We start from the raw sequence: 14,849 nt of genomic DNA on the forward strand, positions 1-14,849 counted from the left end.
ATCGACGAATCCGTGATTTCCTGAAGTAAAAAATGTTGATGAATCCTTTTTTTTCTCTGATCCGTGAAGCAAAACAATTGGAAGAGGAAAAGGATTTTACACGGGCTTTCAATTTGTATGCAGAGAGTGAAGCCTATACAAAAGACGAATCCGCTCTCATTAAAATCAAAGCGAAAAAAGCTTGGTGTTTGTATTCGGTTGGTAATCCAAAAGAAACAGAAACTGTTTTCCAAGACATCATCCAAAACTATCCATCCCACCCCTTAAGTATTACCGTTTATTCACGTTATCTCATTAAATTAAAAAAATTTAAATCGGCAAAGGTATTACTCCAAAAAAGTATACTCCAATTCCCATCTTACCTAGAAAACTACCTCCTTCTCGCTTCTCTACTAAAGGATATGGAACGATCCGAGGAAGCGATTGAAGTTTTGAAACAAGCATTGTCCCAGGAACATCTGAGTAATGGTCGTGGGATTGATCGCAAAGACATCTGGGCAGAACTTGGCTCTTTGTATTTTTCAAGAGGAGACTTCAACTCTGCCCTTGCCTCTTTGAAAAAATCATTAAAAATGGTGGAACCGGAAGAATTCCTACACTACGACTTACTAGCGTTATGTTATTTGGATGCTGAAGATCCGGAAAATGCCCTCTCTTCCATACGTACCCATATTGAATACTGTAAGGAAATAGATCCTGAAACTCTTATCATTCTTGCTCGGGCACATTGCCGTTTAGGAAAGTTGGATGAAGCAGCAAATAACCTAATCCAAGCTTATTCCATAGAAGATTCGTTATATTTAAAAGCAGCTGATTTTATTGATTTTGCACCACTACTTAGAAATGGTTTTTTTACAACTTTGGAGAATATTGAATGGGAAGATCCATAAAACAGTCGTTTGATTCTCTTGAGGATGAAATTAATTCCATTGAATCTTTATTAGTAAAAGAAAGAGAAATTGAAAGAAACCTGTACTTAGAGAAGGAATCCGAATCCCAAATCATTAAAGTTGCTACATTTGTTGATCTTCGTTTTGTTGTGGGAAATACTTGGAGAGCTGAATTCCAAGTCAATTTATCAAATAAAGCCAAACTCTGGACCAAACAGGGAGTGCCTGTTTTCATCCAAAACCAAAACGAATCCATTTATGGAAACATCTACCAATGGTCAGATACAAAACTCATCATCCAAGTACGTGGTGATTATGAATGGGAAGGAGAAGAATACCAGATTCGCAAATGGTTTCCAGAATCTACTTACGATTTGTACAATGAGATTTTTAAAAAAGTCAAAGATGAAAAAGATTCTCCATCCTACAAAAAACTTAAATGGATTTTGGGTTATAGTTTAGGTGACAAACCAATTCCACCCAAACAATCAAAGGAAAACTCTCCACTAGAAAGGATATTTTCCATTTTAGATTATGGAATGGTTTTTGGACCACCAGGAACAGGAAAAACCACCTTACTCATGCAAGCGGTCACGGAAATTAAAAACAGAAACCAATCTGTCCTTACCCTTTGCCCTACCAATTTTGCTTGTGATTATATTGTAGAACTTGCCTGCCAAAATGGAATCCGTGTGGTTCGTTTGGGAAACTCCACCAAAATCAAAGAGAATGTTCTCCCTTACCATATTGATCATCTTATCGAAACCCATCCCGATCAAAAACAAATCCAAAACTGGACAACAGAACTGAAAGTAATCCAGAAAAAAATCAATTCATGGAAACGTAAGTTTGGCAAAGAAGAAAGAGAAGAACGAAACCAATTACGAAAAGAAGCAAAGTTTTTATTGAAAACCATTCGTGATGCAGAAACAAATATTCGAACGAGGTTACTGGATGCAAGTGAACTCATTGTCTCAACCTTTGCAGGTTTTGGAAGTGAGTTTAAAAAAGGAAGAGAATTTGATTTTGTATTTGTAGATGAAGCAACCCAAAGTGTGGATCCAGGTTGTTATATGGCACTTTTCTCTGGGAAAAAAACATTTTTTTTCGGAGACCCAAAACAACTAGGTGTGAACTACTCCTTACCAGAACACGAATCCTTCGATAGTTTTTTGGAAAAAGCAATCGAACATGATTCAGGAGAACGGACGATTTTTTTAGAAAAACAATTTCGGATGAAACCAGAAATCCTTGGTTTTCCTAACAAGTCTTATTATGGGAACCAGGTTTTTACACACCCAGACCTGCAGTTCCAAAACATAGAAGTCATGAAAGAGATTTTTGGATCCGATTCCGCCATTCTATGGATTGATACTGCAGGTAGTGATACGTTAGAAGAAACAGAAGGTGAGGAACTGAGTTTCATCAATGAAACAGAAATAACACTCATTGAAACTCTTATAGAAAAAGGTTTACCCAAGGAATCCACTACCATCATATCACCTTACAGAGGGCAGGTGGAACGCCTCATCCAAAGAGCAAATGGAAGGTGGTATACGCAAACCATTGATTCGTTTCAAGGAAGAGAGTCTGAGATAGTGATCCTCAGTTTGGTACGTTCGAATCCAGACGGTGAAATCGGTTTTTTAATGAATCCAAAACGATTGAATGTGGCCCTTACCCGTGCGAAGTTCCATTTGATATTGATTGGAGATTCGGCAACTCTCTGTGGGCACAAAGAATTCCAAGATTTGTATAACTACATAGAAACCCATGGCGAAATTCGGTCCATTTACGAATTTATGGAATGAAGCTTTTTACAAAACTACCCATTTCGGTTCATCAAGTGTATAAAGAAGTTTGTAGGCACCATCCGAACCTGGTGGGATATCTTTTATTGGTTCAAAATCAAAATCCGTGGTTTCATCAGCATTTTCTTTCACAGCACTTGTCACAAGGATCTCCCAAGCTTTGGCTGTATCTTCCCCTAGTTTGGACGCAGCATTCACTTCGGCACCAAACACATCAGTATCCCCAATTTTCAAAATTTTTCCATAACCTAAACCAACACAGAGAAGGATTTGTTCTTCGGCAATTCTACCTTCATTATACCGTTTGCAGGCTTTTTGCATATGGATGGCACATTGGATCGCTTTATTGGTATTACGAAAGAGTACCATAAGGCTATCCCCTTCATCTTTCATCAGGATTCCATCATACTCATCTAGAACAGGAATGAGGATACGTTGTGATTCATAGATAGTCTGTAAAAAATGGATGATTCCAAATTTAGCAACACCTCTGGAAAAACCGGAAAGGTCAGTAAACATGACACACCACGTTTCTCCAAATAAATCCCAAATTCGTTTATCAATGATTTCATGATTGGAACCTTCCGTTAGTCGTTCTTCTAAAAGTTTTTCCAATCGTTCTTCTGAGGCGGAGGTGGCAATGGTACGTTTTTGACCCATGTGTGTGAGTATAAGCGATTTTAGTGGAATGTCAACGGCATTGCGATAGTAGATGGTCACGAAACGAAAGATATAAGGAATCGTATACTTTGCGATCATTCATTACTTTACCCATTGCGAAAGTAGCTTCTTGGAAGGTTACAATAAATTCCGCGAGTTTAAGTGTATCTGTTTTTGGTTTTAGGATTTTTTTCTTTCGGGCAATATCCAAGTAAGTTTTTGTGTTCTGAATCCAATTGGACAAAAGTTCCTTCGCTTTTTTTTGGAACTCAGGATCAATCGAAGACATTTCTTGCCCTAAATTATTCAGTGGACAACCCCTCGAAACAAATTCATCTGGCCATTCGTCAAAAGTTTTTTTATATGTATGAATGATTCCTTCGACTGGATTATCATATTGTTCCAAAGGCAATATCCAACGATCCAAAATACCTTTGGATAAAAACTCATCAATGATGGCATAACCCACGTGATTCTTTGTAGGAAAGTGGTAAAAAAAGGCACCGATGGTTAAATTTGCTGAAAGTGCAATTTCACGAACCCCCACGCCTTGAAATCCGTTTTGGTAGATCAGTGCAAATGCAGACTCAATGATCAGTTTACGAGTTTCCTCTTGTTTCCCCATCCTGCACTTGTTCCTTCATCTCCTATAACACAAACACAAAAGAGAAGACCAATTTGCCCCGAAATCGAGGCCACTCCACGTTCAATCAATTCAGTTGGTTATGCATCGAAATTTTATTGACAACATATCACTTGATATGTTTTTATTGCAAGAACGTTTTTCAAGCAGGTGATGTTATGAACGAAATTAACCAATCCCCAACCTACCTTTGGGTGGGACGAATTTTAAGTGGCCTAGTAATCGCATTTTTACTCTTCGATGCAGGCGGAAAATTAGCTAAGATTGATCCAGTGTTAAAAAGTATGGAAGAACTGGGACTACCTGCCCAGAGTGCAATGACGATCGGCGTCATTCTATTGGTGATCACTGTTATGTATGCCATACCGCAAACTGCCGCACTTGGAGCTCTCTTACTCACTGGATATTTAGGTGGTGCGGTTGCCATCCACGTTCGTGTGGAAAATCCACTTTTTAGCCACACTTTATTTCCCGTTTATATAGGAATTCTCCTTTGGGTAGGACTTGCCTTACGTAACCCAAAAGTAAAAGACCTATTTTGGAATTTCTAGAACAATCAATACAGAATTCTAGGCAAACATATACTAAGTATTAAAACAATTGCTTATCGATTCGATGTTTATTTTATCGAATTAACTTGGATCAACTGTTATGACCATCACATAACGGTTGAAGAAACCAAATCATTCCAATCATTTATATTCCTTAACCATTCATATTTAGAATTTTAATGGTTAGTGGTACCATTAAAATCGAAATTCCAATATAAATAATAACACGTATATAATTCCAAATCACCCATTTCTTAATATCACTGAATACTTTGATTGAATGTTTATCGATTGTATTTGCCATAGATTGGAACCAAATAATTTTATTTGCGAAATAAATGATAGTCCAAGCTCTCACTCCTATATGTAGGATAAAAAGTAGGAACAAATCGTTACCAATCCCATTTATTTGGTAACAAAATATAAGTGATACTAAGAAGATAATTTCATGTAATGAATGAAACAAAATCCAAAAGTATTTTAAATCTGCAGACTTATACTCTGTATTTAGTAAACCCAAATCAGGAACTGTTCCATTAGCCCAACGTGGTACAAAAACAATCGTTTCAAAAATTTGAGCTCCATTCATTAAAAAATAGATTAGTAGATTTAATAATAAAGTATACTTAGCAATTGATAAAGATTGGTGGGAAACAAAATTGGTTACATCTGAAAGTCCAAACGTTGTTGCAAAAACAAAACAATTTTCTACTATCATATTCATATCCCATTCGTATCCTTTAAATTTTTTGAAACTTTATCCATTATCTTGATCGCAGATTCGAAATAACGATGGACGACTTCTATCTCAAGACTTGAAAAACTAGAAATCAATTGGTCCGTTTCTTTTTGTAATTTTTTAAAAATTGGTGAAAACAGTTGGTTTGCCTTCTCCAAATTTGGAACAATGAAAACCTTCCTTCTATCCGTTTGTAAAAATTTCCTTTTTACGAGTTTACTCTTCTCCAATCGATCAATGACTCCAGTGATCGCCCCAGTAGTAAGCCCAGATAATTTTGCCAGTTCCCCCGCAGTCATCTCTCCATTTTCAAGTAGGTATCCTAAAAATTTATGATCTGTGCCTGAAAGCCCAACATGCGTTGCGATCGATTCATGCATAAAAAGGGCTGTTTCGAAATACCGACGTGTAGTTTTTTTAAAAATTTCTATTTCCATAAAAAATCCATTAGTTAACAAACTGATTATCTTATTAACTTAAAGTCTTACTATCTAAGATATTCTGCGATTGTAAATCCTAAAATTTCAAATTTTGGAATAATTTTCGAAAGATAGTTTACCTGCGTTTTAGAATCGAATTTGAAATAGCATAAGATTATGGAAAATCTCATAAATTCCAAGAATCAAAAGCTGGTATTTTCCTGATTAAATTGATTACAAATAAAATTCAAAATTGTTGAATGGGGATCAAACTCCTTTTTTAAAACTGCAGATTATAGGAAACAATGGAACCTCGCCCGTTTTCGAAAATAAGGAGTAAAACAATTTAGGACTGAGTTGATGATACAAAAATTATTCCAAAAATTCCAACCTTATACGATTTTTTTATTGGATGCCTTTGGTGCATCTATATCCTTACTCGTGTTATTTGGTGTGGTTCTGCCCTTTCAACCTTATTTTGGGATGCCCACAGAAGTGTTATACAAATTAGGAATCCTTGCCGGCATTTTGTTTTTTTATTCCAATACCTGTTTTATGCAAAAATCAAAACACTGGAAAACGTTTCTTCTCGGTGTGATCTTTGGCAATCTTACTTATTGCGGTGTTTCTATGTATTTTTTGATCGAAAATTGGAATGTGATCCAACCTCTCGGTGCCTTTTATTTCATTTGGGAAAAATTCGTGATCTTGGCGATAGTAGCCTACGAGATAGTCTTACTAAAGAAATAAAAGAATCTTCACAATCCGCAAAAAAAAAGACCCTTGGTTTCCCTTGGGTCTTTTCCAAAACATCTGCCAGTAGAATCATTCCCACTAACAGCTGTCGCTTTGTTTTTACAAAAACATCTTAGTTTTGTTTCAACATGTTTTTGTTTACGTAAGTTTCTTCTTCCAAACCTTTTGTGAGTTCAGAAAGAGGGATTTTTTCCTTTGGAAGGTCCTTCAAATTTCCATACTCAGTCCCTCTTGGGTAATGAGCTTTGTCTGTCGGATCATAAAAAGGTTTTGAATCTGTTACGAGTCCTTTGGAGTATCTCCAAACACTATTTGCCGGATCTTGTCCAACAACAAAACATCTAGGACTCATATAACCTTCGTTTTTTGCTGTTTGAACTTTGATAAAGTATTTTGGTGCCCATACGTTATGGTTACGAGCATCAAACACCTTTACAACAGTTCCTACTGGAACAAACTCTACCACCTTAGAATTAGAATCTGGTTCTGAATACAAAGGAACAGTAAAATCCAAACTTGCTTTGTTGGTTTTGGCATCACAATTTTTATGCCAAGTTACCTCTGCGTTTTTGGAACAAGCTGTTACGCTCATCCCAACGATCAAGAATGCTACTAATTTCAGTTTCAAAACAATTCTCCTATTGGTGGTGGTGAAGGCACTCATCTAAACGAGGGTCACCGACCGGAACTAAACTATGTTTTTCGAACTTTTTGAAGACAAAGAAACCAAAAAGACCAACCACTCCCACTGTTCCGCCAAATGCTAAAACAAAGTGTAGGATTGAGAATTTTTCAAAATTTGCAGGGAATACCAACCAGAAGAGTTCAAAGAACTGAACTGTCAAAATCCATGCCGCTAATTTCCAAAGGAAATTAATGTTTCGTTTGTTAGGACGATTGAGTAATAAAAGGAAAGGGATCACAAACTTCACAAAAGGAAGAAGTAATGTTGTATAACCCCATCCACCTGTCATACGCATTTCATAAAAGAATGTTTCTTCTGGAATGTTTGCATACCAAATGAGCATAAATTGTGAGAATCCCACATAAGCCCAGAAAGTTGTCATACCAAGTAAAAACTTTGAAATATCGTGGTAATGGTTTTCATTCACTGCCTCGCCGAGGTATCCATTTTTCTTAAGTATCGCAATGACAATCAAATACGATGCAAGAGATGTTTGAAAAGCACCAGCAAAGGCATACACACCAAACATAGTGGAGAACCAGTGTGGGGAAAGGGACATGAGTAGGTCAAACGACATGAGACACCAAGAGACTGCAAAGAAGAGTATAAATCCTCCAGCAACCTTAGCAAGAGTCTTAGTTGTATCCACAACCTTATCTTTGTCTTGGCCAACAGACTTTCCATGAAAGATGTAAGCAAACACAGACCATACCCCAATGAAGAGTACACATCTGATGATGAAAGAAGTAGGATTTAAGTAACCTGATTTGTGGTGGATGAGGTGGTCGTTTTCACGAACTGTCGCATCTGCCCACTCATATAGGTCATGCATTCCAAAGATAACTCCCACTAAGAGAAGTCCAGCTACTGGTGCAAAAAGTCCATACGTTTCGAAAATCCTACGAACCGTCACCGACCACTGTGAACCAGTAAGGTGTTGGATCGCTGTAAAGAAAATCCCTGTGATGGAAAGACCAATCACAAAGTAAGTACCGATGAGTAAGATATGGTATCCTAAATTCGTATGGTGGAAATGACCAGCTTCGTCCATATGACGAGACGTCTCATGACCAAATCCAAAAAAGGCGATGAGAAAACTCACCACTCCAATTCCGATCATGGCAATGAGGGCATTACGAAGGGATCCTGGCAGTTTAAACTGCAATAGTGTTTCGTCTAGTTTCGCTGCTTTTGTAGAGCTCATAATTTCCCCTAGTTCGCCTTTTTATTTTTCACTTCATATTCTTGAAGTTTGCGGATGTAAGCAATGAGCTTCCATCTGTCTTCAGGTTCGATTTGGTAAGCATAACTTCCCATGAGACCACGACCCATCGTGATGATGTGGTAGATTTGTCCATCGGACCAACCGCGGATCTTGTCAGAAACAACAGAAGGAGGTGGTTGTTGGAACTTAGGTGCAGGTCCTACAACAGCTCCGTTTCCAAGACCTTGCACACCATGACAAGGAGTGCAATATGTTTGGTAACGTTTTTCCCCAATCATCAAATCCCCCAAACTCACCTTTCCAATTGGATTTTTTAATCCTTTGTCTGGACCAGGAAGGGTATCAGGAGTTGCTTCCGCCGCGTATGGGTATGGAAAGTATCCTACAGGGATTGCACCTTTTGGTGGAATCCGGGAAGCAGAACCATTGGCAGCAAAGGAATCCGCTTCTTGCGATTCTCTAGCAGGAGAGTCATACATATTCGGAAAGTATTCGTAAACGGGAGTTTTATAATCACAATTTGCGACAAAAACCAACGCCACAAGTGCAAAAACTCGAAAGATGTTTTGTTTCATTTTTGGTTCTCCGGTTTCACAACGGTTACTTCGGATCCGCCAAGGCTTTTGACAAACGAAACCACATCGGACTCGTTATAACCTTTGGCAGACTTTGGAATCCAAAGACCGAATTTATGAGACGTCAAATCTGGGTGAAGGATCCTACGTGTCGCTTTGGGAATACCGCTTAAAAAACATAAAGCAGCTACTGTATAAATCCCTGCGGCAAATACAGTTAATTCAAAGATGATTGGCACATAGGCAAACCAAGCATTGAGAGCTTTTCCCGAGATATTGAGAGGCCAGTCATGTGCATGTGTTAGGTATTGGAATAAAATTCCAATCGTGCATCCAAAAATCCCAGCAAAGAAAGTGACCCAAGGGAGTCCTGATCTAGGAGTTCCCATGGCTTCATCAATTCCGTGCACCGGATAAGGAAGGATACAATCAAAACCAATGTAATCCTTTGCCTTTGTTTTTTCCGCAGCATGCATAATGGCTTCGGGAGTGTCGAAAATTCCGAGGACTCCTTCATCCATTTCTTTGTATTTATGAAACTGTTCTAATTTTGGAAGATACATACTAGTGGTGTGCTCCTTCTTTTTGTGGCATCACTGTTTTTACTTCTGCAATCGCAATCACCGGCATAATTCGGCACCAGAGAAGGAAGAGAGTAAAGAAGATACCGAACGTTCCGATTAACATCGCGTAGTCGAAAAGTGACGGTGTATACATTGCCCAGCTGGATGGTAAAAAGTCGCGGTTCAGTGTCATCATGATCACAAAACGTTCGAACCACATACCTACGTTCACCACAAGGGAGGCAACAAACATCACAGGGATGTTGTAACGAAGTTTGCGGAACCAAAACACCTGTGGTGAAAGCACGTTACAGGAAATCATAATGAAGTAAGCCCAACCATAAGGTCCGAAAGCTCTATTCCAGAATGCAAACACTTCGTATTCGTTACCAGAATACCAAGCGATGAAAAACTCTGTTCCATACGCAAGACCCACGATAAGACCAGTGACCATCATGATTTTATTCATGTTGTCCAAGTGTTTCATTGTGATGTAGTTCTTTAAATTAAACACTTCACGAGCAATGACCATAAGGGTTACCACCATCGCAAATCCGGAGAAAATCGCACCGGCAACGAAGTATGGAGGGAAGATGGTCGTATGCCAACCTGGAAGGATGGAAACTGCGAAGTCGAAGGATACGATGGTATGCACTGAAAGAACAAGTGGAGTGGAAAGAGCTGCCAAAATCATGGAAACGATTTCCAAATGAGACCAAGCTCTCGCCGATCCCACCCATCCGAAAGCAAGAACATTGTATAAGTTCTTTCTCCAAGTTTCTGTCGCACGGTCCCTAAGGGTCGCAAGGTCAGGAATAAGACCTAAGTACCAGAACACCATGGAAATGGAAAGGTAAGTCGATACCGCAAACGTGTCCCAAATCAGAGGGGAACGGAAGTTCACCCAAAGTGGACCTCTTTCATTTGGATACGGGAAGAGCCAGAATCCGAGCCAAGGACGACCAACGTGGAGGATGAGGTTCGATGCCGCAACTAGTACGGCAAAGATGGTCATCGCTTCTGCGGCACGGTTAATCCCTGTTCTCCAACCTTGGCGGAAGAGGTATAATACCGCAGAAATCAAAGTTCCTGCGTGACCAATACCAATCCAAAATACGAAGTTGACGACGAAAAATCCCCAACCCACTGGGTTGTTAATCCCGAGGAGGTAAAGACCTTCGTAAAACAAATACCCGATAATGGCTACGTCGATCAGGGTGATCGTCAAAACCAAAAGGAAGGTATTCCACCAAAGTTTGGTAGGGAAATCTTCGTTTGGTTTTGCGATATCAACGGTTACATCTTTAAGCGATTTCCCGCCTGTTACCAGGTCGGGGATATCTAATTTATCTCTAACTGCTTGTGTTAATGACATTCCCTTTGTGTTCTCCCTGTTAAACTTCGTTTCGAACTCGGGTCAAATAACTGACGGCAGGTCCGATGTTTAGGTATTCCAGAAGTTTGTAAGACCTAGGGTCTTTCAAGAGCTTCGCTACTTTTGATTCAGGATCATTTACGTTACCGAACACAATGGCTCCAGATGCACATGTTTGTTCACAAGCGGCTTTCACTTCCCCATCTTTCAGAGTTCGGCCTTCGTTTTTCGCTGCGATTTTTTTCTCAGCAACTCGAGAAGCACAGAAGTTACATTTTTCCATAACTCCACGCGAACGAACGGTTACATCTGGGTTGAGGCCTAAGTTTCTTGGAGGACGAGCCTTAAAGGTAGGCATTGACTCTCCGAGTAAGCTGTGTTCATTCCAATGTTCTAACCAGTTAAAACGACGCACTTTGTAAGGGCAGTTGTTCGAGCAGTAACGAGTTCCCACACATCGGTTGTAAACCATATCGTTGGTTCCTTCCGAACTGTGAACGGTTGCTGCCACTGGACAAACTGTCTCACAAGGAGCGTTATCACAATGTTGGCACATGAGTGGTTGGTGTGCAATTTCGAGTGATTCTGGTTTTTCAGGATCACCGATGTAGTAACGGTCAATCCGAAGCCAATGCATCTCACGACCCATTCGCACTTCGTCACGTCCTACCATAGGCACGTTGTTTTCAATGTTACATGCAACCACACAAGCACCACAACCAGAACAAGAAGTTAAATCAACTGCCATACCCCATTTGTATCCTGGGTATGCAAATTGGCTTCCTGGTTGGTCAGAAGGAGCGTTTGCTCCTTGTGCTCTTTGGAGTTTTCCATCCACTAAGATTTTTGGGATCTCAGGCTCAGGGATTCCGGCACTTGGATTTTTAGTATAGTCTTGTAGTTTTGCGGAGATGATAAGAGGTCTCTCTTTCCATTCCACACCCATCATCACACCAGGGCTCATCATATGGTGGTCCTGAGTGGTAGCGAGTTTGTATTTTTTACCTGTAGGGGAAAGTGTGATGGATAAACCAGAGTAAACATAAGATCCGTTTACTTCTGTTGCAAGGACACTTGCATTTTTACCAACACCATTTCCGATCTCACCAACGTTTGTTCTTCCGTAACCAAGAGCAATTCCCACTGCTTCTGGATGAAGACCTGGTTGGACAAGAGCTGGAAGTTCGAAGGACTTACCGTTTACAGTCACAGTCACAACATCATTGAGTTTGATTCCCGACGAACGAGAGTATTGTGGGCTGATCGCAACGTAATTATCCCAAGTCACTTTTGATACTGGATCTGGAAGTTCTTGGAGTTGGGAGTTGTTTGCTCTTTCTCCTTGTCCGAGAGCCGTGCTTTCGTAAAGAGAAACAGTTAAACCAGACTTAGATGCTGAAAGTGGTGCGATGGTTCCTCGGAAAGAACGACCACCCTTGTCTGCTTTTGGATTTCCAGAAACAAGGACACCTTTTCTGAGTAAGTCTTCCCAGTTGGTTTTTTTAGAATATTTTGCTTTGAGGTATTCGTAGAGAGACTCGGATCCAAGTAACTTTCCACCAGCCCAACCAATGAGCATATCTTCAAATGCTTTGGATTGGAACAGAGGTCGGATGGTTGGTTGTTGCACCGATACAATCCCTGTTACGGATTCGTTATCACCCCAAGACTCAAGGAAGTGTGATACAGGAGCAAGCCAGTTGGACGCAAGTGCAGTTTCATCCGCACGGTCAGAAACTTGTACGACTTGTGCTGCTTCATGAAGGAGTTTTTTCCACTCATCTCCATTTGGCGCTTCATACACTGGGTTCACACCAAAAAGAATGACCACTCCGGCCTTTCTTTCTTTTAAGTCTTTTGCCAATGTTTTTAAGTTTTCAGCGTAGTTTGACTTTCCTTCTTTCAAAGGATTTCCTGGATCGATGGTTTTCCCATCGTTACCGAGCATGCTGTTTAACATGTTCACAGCGATTTGTAAATCCACTGCATCTTCTGTTAACGTGTTCGAACCACCAGCGATGACAAGAGACTCACCTTTTGCGGAAGCGAGTGCTTTTGCTGTACGAACCACAACTTCTTTGGAAATTCCAAGCTCAGATGCTGTCGTATCTACATTGATTCCAGAAACACCCGATCCCCCGCCTACTCCCAAATCAGAAAGTGCCTTTGCAATTAAGAGGGCAAACTTTCTTTGGTCACCTGGTTTTAATGGAACTCTTTGGTCCGCATTGGAACCTGTCATGGACGGGTGAGTTTCTGCAGCGATAAAGGAATTGAATGACTTTGAATTTTTTTGTAAGTCTCTTCGTTTTGAAAAGTCATTGTGGTAGTTGACTTGGTTTAAGAAGTCACTATCGATGGAAAGGATTACTTTTGCTTTGTCAAAGTGGTAGTTTGGAAGAACTGCCTTTCCGTATGATTTTTCTTGAGCGATTGTAATGGCGTCATCAGAAGAAGCAAATGCAACTTCTAAGTGTTTTCCACCACCAACAGAACGTAAAAACTCAGAAACAAATTCTTTTGTCGCAGGAGATGTGAGTGGTTTTGTTACCACAACCGTCTTACCTTTGTTTGCCGCGAGTTTTTCTTTTACGTCTTTATCAAGAACAAACCAATCGCTAGACTTCGCAACACCATTCACAATTTGTTGTGGTTCTTTTGCTCTGTCTGCATCATAAAGATCAAAAATAGAAGCTTGTCCAGAAGCACATAAAGCACCTTCTGAAATTGGATGGCTTGGATTTCCTTCTAGTTTTAAAGGACGACCATCTTTTGCTTTTACAAGTACCCCACAACCAACAGAACAACCGCCACAAACCGAAGCATAGTGGTAAGAGTGTCCATGTTTTACGAAGTCGTATTGTTCTACTTCGTTGTTGTCTGGATTTTTAATGGTGAGGTTCACATAAGGAACAATTTTTTCAGCAGGTTTTTGGATACAACCAACAGTTGTCATCACAACTGATGCACCCATAAACTTAAGGAATGTTTTTCTATCAAAGTCACCTTTTTTGATTTTAGCAATCAAAGGGTCTGGTGATTTGTAGAACTCTTGTTTTTGGAGTTCTTTTTCGCGAGAAGTACCGCGAAGTTCATAAGACTGCCAAAGTGACTTTTTTTCTTTTTGGAAACTATCGTCTTTCATCATAAATTATTACTTGTCTCCCGATTATCTGTGGCACGTAGAACAATCGTTAGGAGCATTGTTCTCTCTATGGCAATCGACACAAAATCCCATATTGAGGGACTTGGACTGTCTAACCTTTACCATCTCTGCCATGTTGCCATGACATGTGGAACAATCAACGCCACGTTGCACGTGTCTTGAGTGGTTGAAGTATACGAAGTCTGGTTGGTCATGGACCTTCACCCACGAAACGGGAGTGTTACTATCGTACTGTGCTTTGAGCCACTTAACATGTTCTTGGTTGCCCGCTACGTTACCTGCTCCATGGCAGTTCATACAAGTGGAACTTGGAGGAACTGTGGCATGGGCCGAGTTTTCAACGCCTGTATGGCAATACTTACAATCGATTTTGTTATCGCCTGCATGTATCTTGTGGTTGAAGGGGATGGGCTGGTCGGGTGAATAGCCCACATAACGGCTAGGTGAAAAAATCAAATATGCAAGCGCTGCAATCGCAACGATAGGCACAGAGATCTTGAGTATTTTTATATTCATTCGCAGATTTCCTGAATCCGTTTACACTGTCTTCTGACAAGGAAAGGTAAAATCCGAAAAAAAGCAAGTATGTAAGGGTTTTGGTCGTGAAAAAACATTAAAAGAGACATAATCTGAAATTTTTTCTGAACTTTCTTAGTTGAAACTTAGTCTCAACTAAACACCAAAATACCACCAAACAAATGTTATGAAACTTGAAATCAAAAAGTCTGAATCCATTCAGAATGAGGAATCAAAGGGAAATACCGAATGTGTTGGTAGGAAGGGACAAAAAA

Annotated in this window: 15 protein-coding genes; 4 read left to right on the plus strand and 11 right to left on the minus strand. The window is 39.9% G+C overall.

All coding sequences use genetic code 11. The features are described 5' to 3' along the window. Positions 1–38 precede the first annotated feature (38 nt). Positions 39–890 carry a tetratricopeptide repeat protein gene (locus CH354_RS10430; RefSeq protein WP_100716680.1) on the plus strand — a complete coding sequence of 284 codons (852 nt, stop codon included), beginning with the start codon at positions 39–41 and terminating at the stop codon, positions 888–890. Beyond that, positions 875–2,701 carry an AAA domain-containing protein gene (locus CH354_RS10435; RefSeq protein WP_100726572.1) on the plus strand — a complete coding sequence of 609 codons (1,827 nt, stop codon included), beginning with the start codon at positions 875–877 and terminating at the stop codon, positions 2,699–2,701. Before CH354_RS10430 ends, CH354_RS10435 begins: the two co-directional genes overlap by 16 nt. 6 nt (positions 2,702–2,707) lie before the next feature. Here CH354_RS10435 and CH354_RS10440 read toward each other — a convergent pair whose 3' ends face one another. Together CH354_RS10440 and CH354_RS10445 are read right to left on the minus strand one after the other, a co-directional pair. Then, complete coding sequence (locus CH354_RS10440) at positions 2,708–3,361, minus strand: adenylate/guanylate cyclase domain-containing protein (protein WP_100726571.1); 654 nt, start codon at positions 3,359–3,361, stop codon at positions 2,708–2,710. A 31-nt stretch (positions 3,362–3,392) separates the two neighbouring features. After that, entirely contained in the window at positions 3,393–3,986 is a 594-nt protein-coding gene (locus tag CH354_RS10445) for a TetR/AcrR family transcriptional regulator (protein ID WP_100726570.1), read from the minus strand. A 176-nt stretch (positions 3,987–4,162) separates the two neighbouring features. Between CH354_RS10445 and CH354_RS10450 the strand changes: the two genes are divergently transcribed. Further along, complete coding sequence (locus CH354_RS10450; RefSeq protein ID WP_100728874.1) at positions 4,163–4,555, plus strand: DoxX family protein; 393 nt, start codon at positions 4,163–4,165, stop codon at positions 4,553–4,555. Between the two features lie 154 nt (positions 4,556–4,709). On the opposite strand, the gene CH354_RS10455 is transcribed toward CH354_RS10450, so the two are convergent. Beyond that, positions 4,710–5,273: a hypothetical protein gene (locus CH354_RS10455; protein WP_243396040.1), complete on the minus strand. Its 564-nt coding sequence runs from the start codon at positions 5,271–5,273 to the stop codon at positions 4,710–4,712. A gap of 2 nt (positions 5,274–5,275) precedes the next feature. Continuing rightward, positions 5,276–5,731, minus strand: coding sequence for a MarR family winged helix-turn-helix transcriptional regulator (locus tag CH354_RS10460; RefSeq protein WP_100726567.1), 456 nt, complete (start codon positions 5,729–5,731; stop codon positions 5,276–5,278). A gap of 342 nt (positions 5,732–6,073) precedes the next feature. Between CH354_RS10460 and CH354_RS10465 the strand changes: the two genes are divergently transcribed. Next, on the plus strand, positions 6,074–6,463 hold the full coding sequence (locus CH354_RS10465; RefSeq protein WP_100726566.1) for a hypothetical protein: 390 nt from the start codon (positions 6,074–6,076) through the stop codon (positions 6,461–6,463). A gap of 118 nt (positions 6,464–6,581) precedes the next feature. Here CH354_RS10465 and CH354_RS10470 read toward each other — a convergent pair whose 3' ends face one another. From CH354_RS10470 to CH354_RS10500, 7 genes are read right to left on the minus strand one after another with little or no spacing between them, the layout of a single operon-like run. Continuing rightward, the gene (locus CH354_RS10470) at positions 6,582–7,097 is read right to left on the minus strand and encodes an Lsa16 family lipoprotein adhesin (RefSeq protein ID WP_100726565.1); all 516 of its coding nucleotides are present in this window, start codon (positions 7,095–7,097) and stop codon (positions 6,582–6,584) included. 10 nt (positions 7,098–7,107) lie between these two features. Beyond that, positions 7,108–8,358 (minus strand): hypothetical protein, encoded by a 1,251-nt coding sequence (locus CH354_RS10475; RefSeq protein ID WP_100726564.1) that lies wholly within the window; start codon positions 8,356–8,358, stop codon positions 7,108–7,110. Between the two features lie 8 nt (positions 8,359–8,366). Continuing rightward, positions 8,367–8,954, minus strand: coding sequence for a c-type cytochrome (locus CH354_RS10480; RefSeq protein ID WP_100726563.1), 588 nt, complete (start codon positions 8,952–8,954; stop codon positions 8,367–8,369). Beyond that, positions 8,951–9,517 carry a DUF3341 domain-containing protein gene (locus tag CH354_RS10485; RefSeq protein ID WP_100716672.1) on the minus strand — a complete coding sequence of 189 codons (567 nt, stop codon included), beginning with the start codon at positions 9,515–9,517 and terminating at the stop codon, positions 8,951–8,953. Before CH354_RS10485 ends, CH354_RS10480 begins: the two co-directional genes overlap by 4 nt. A 1-nt stretch (position 9,518) precedes the next feature. After that, the gene (nrfD, locus tag CH354_RS10490; RefSeq protein ID WP_100726562.1) at positions 9,519–10,892 is read right to left on the minus strand and encodes an NrfD/PsrC family molybdoenzyme membrane anchor subunit; all 1,374 of its coding nucleotides are present in this window, start codon (positions 10,890–10,892) and stop codon (positions 9,519–9,521) included. A gap of 19 nt (positions 10,893–10,911) precedes the next feature. Next, positions 10,912–14,037 carry a TAT-variant-translocated molybdopterin oxidoreductase gene (locus CH354_RS10495; RefSeq protein ID WP_207762676.1) on the minus strand — a complete coding sequence of 1,042 codons (3,126 nt, stop codon included), beginning with the start codon at positions 14,035–14,037 and terminating at the stop codon, positions 10,912–10,914. A 24-nt stretch (positions 14,038–14,061) separates the two neighbouring features. Continuing rightward, positions 14,062–14,574, minus strand: coding sequence for a cytochrome c3 family protein (locus tag CH354_RS10500; RefSeq protein ID WP_100726560.1), 513 nt, complete (start codon positions 14,572–14,574; stop codon positions 14,062–14,064). Positions 14,575–14,849 lie beyond the last annotated feature (275 nt).

Origin of the sequence: Leptospira levettii (assembly GCF_002812085.1) — a bacterium.
GTDB classification, from domain to species: domain Bacteria; phylum Spirochaetota; class Leptospiria; order Leptospirales; family Leptospiraceae; genus Leptospira_A; species Leptospira_A levettii.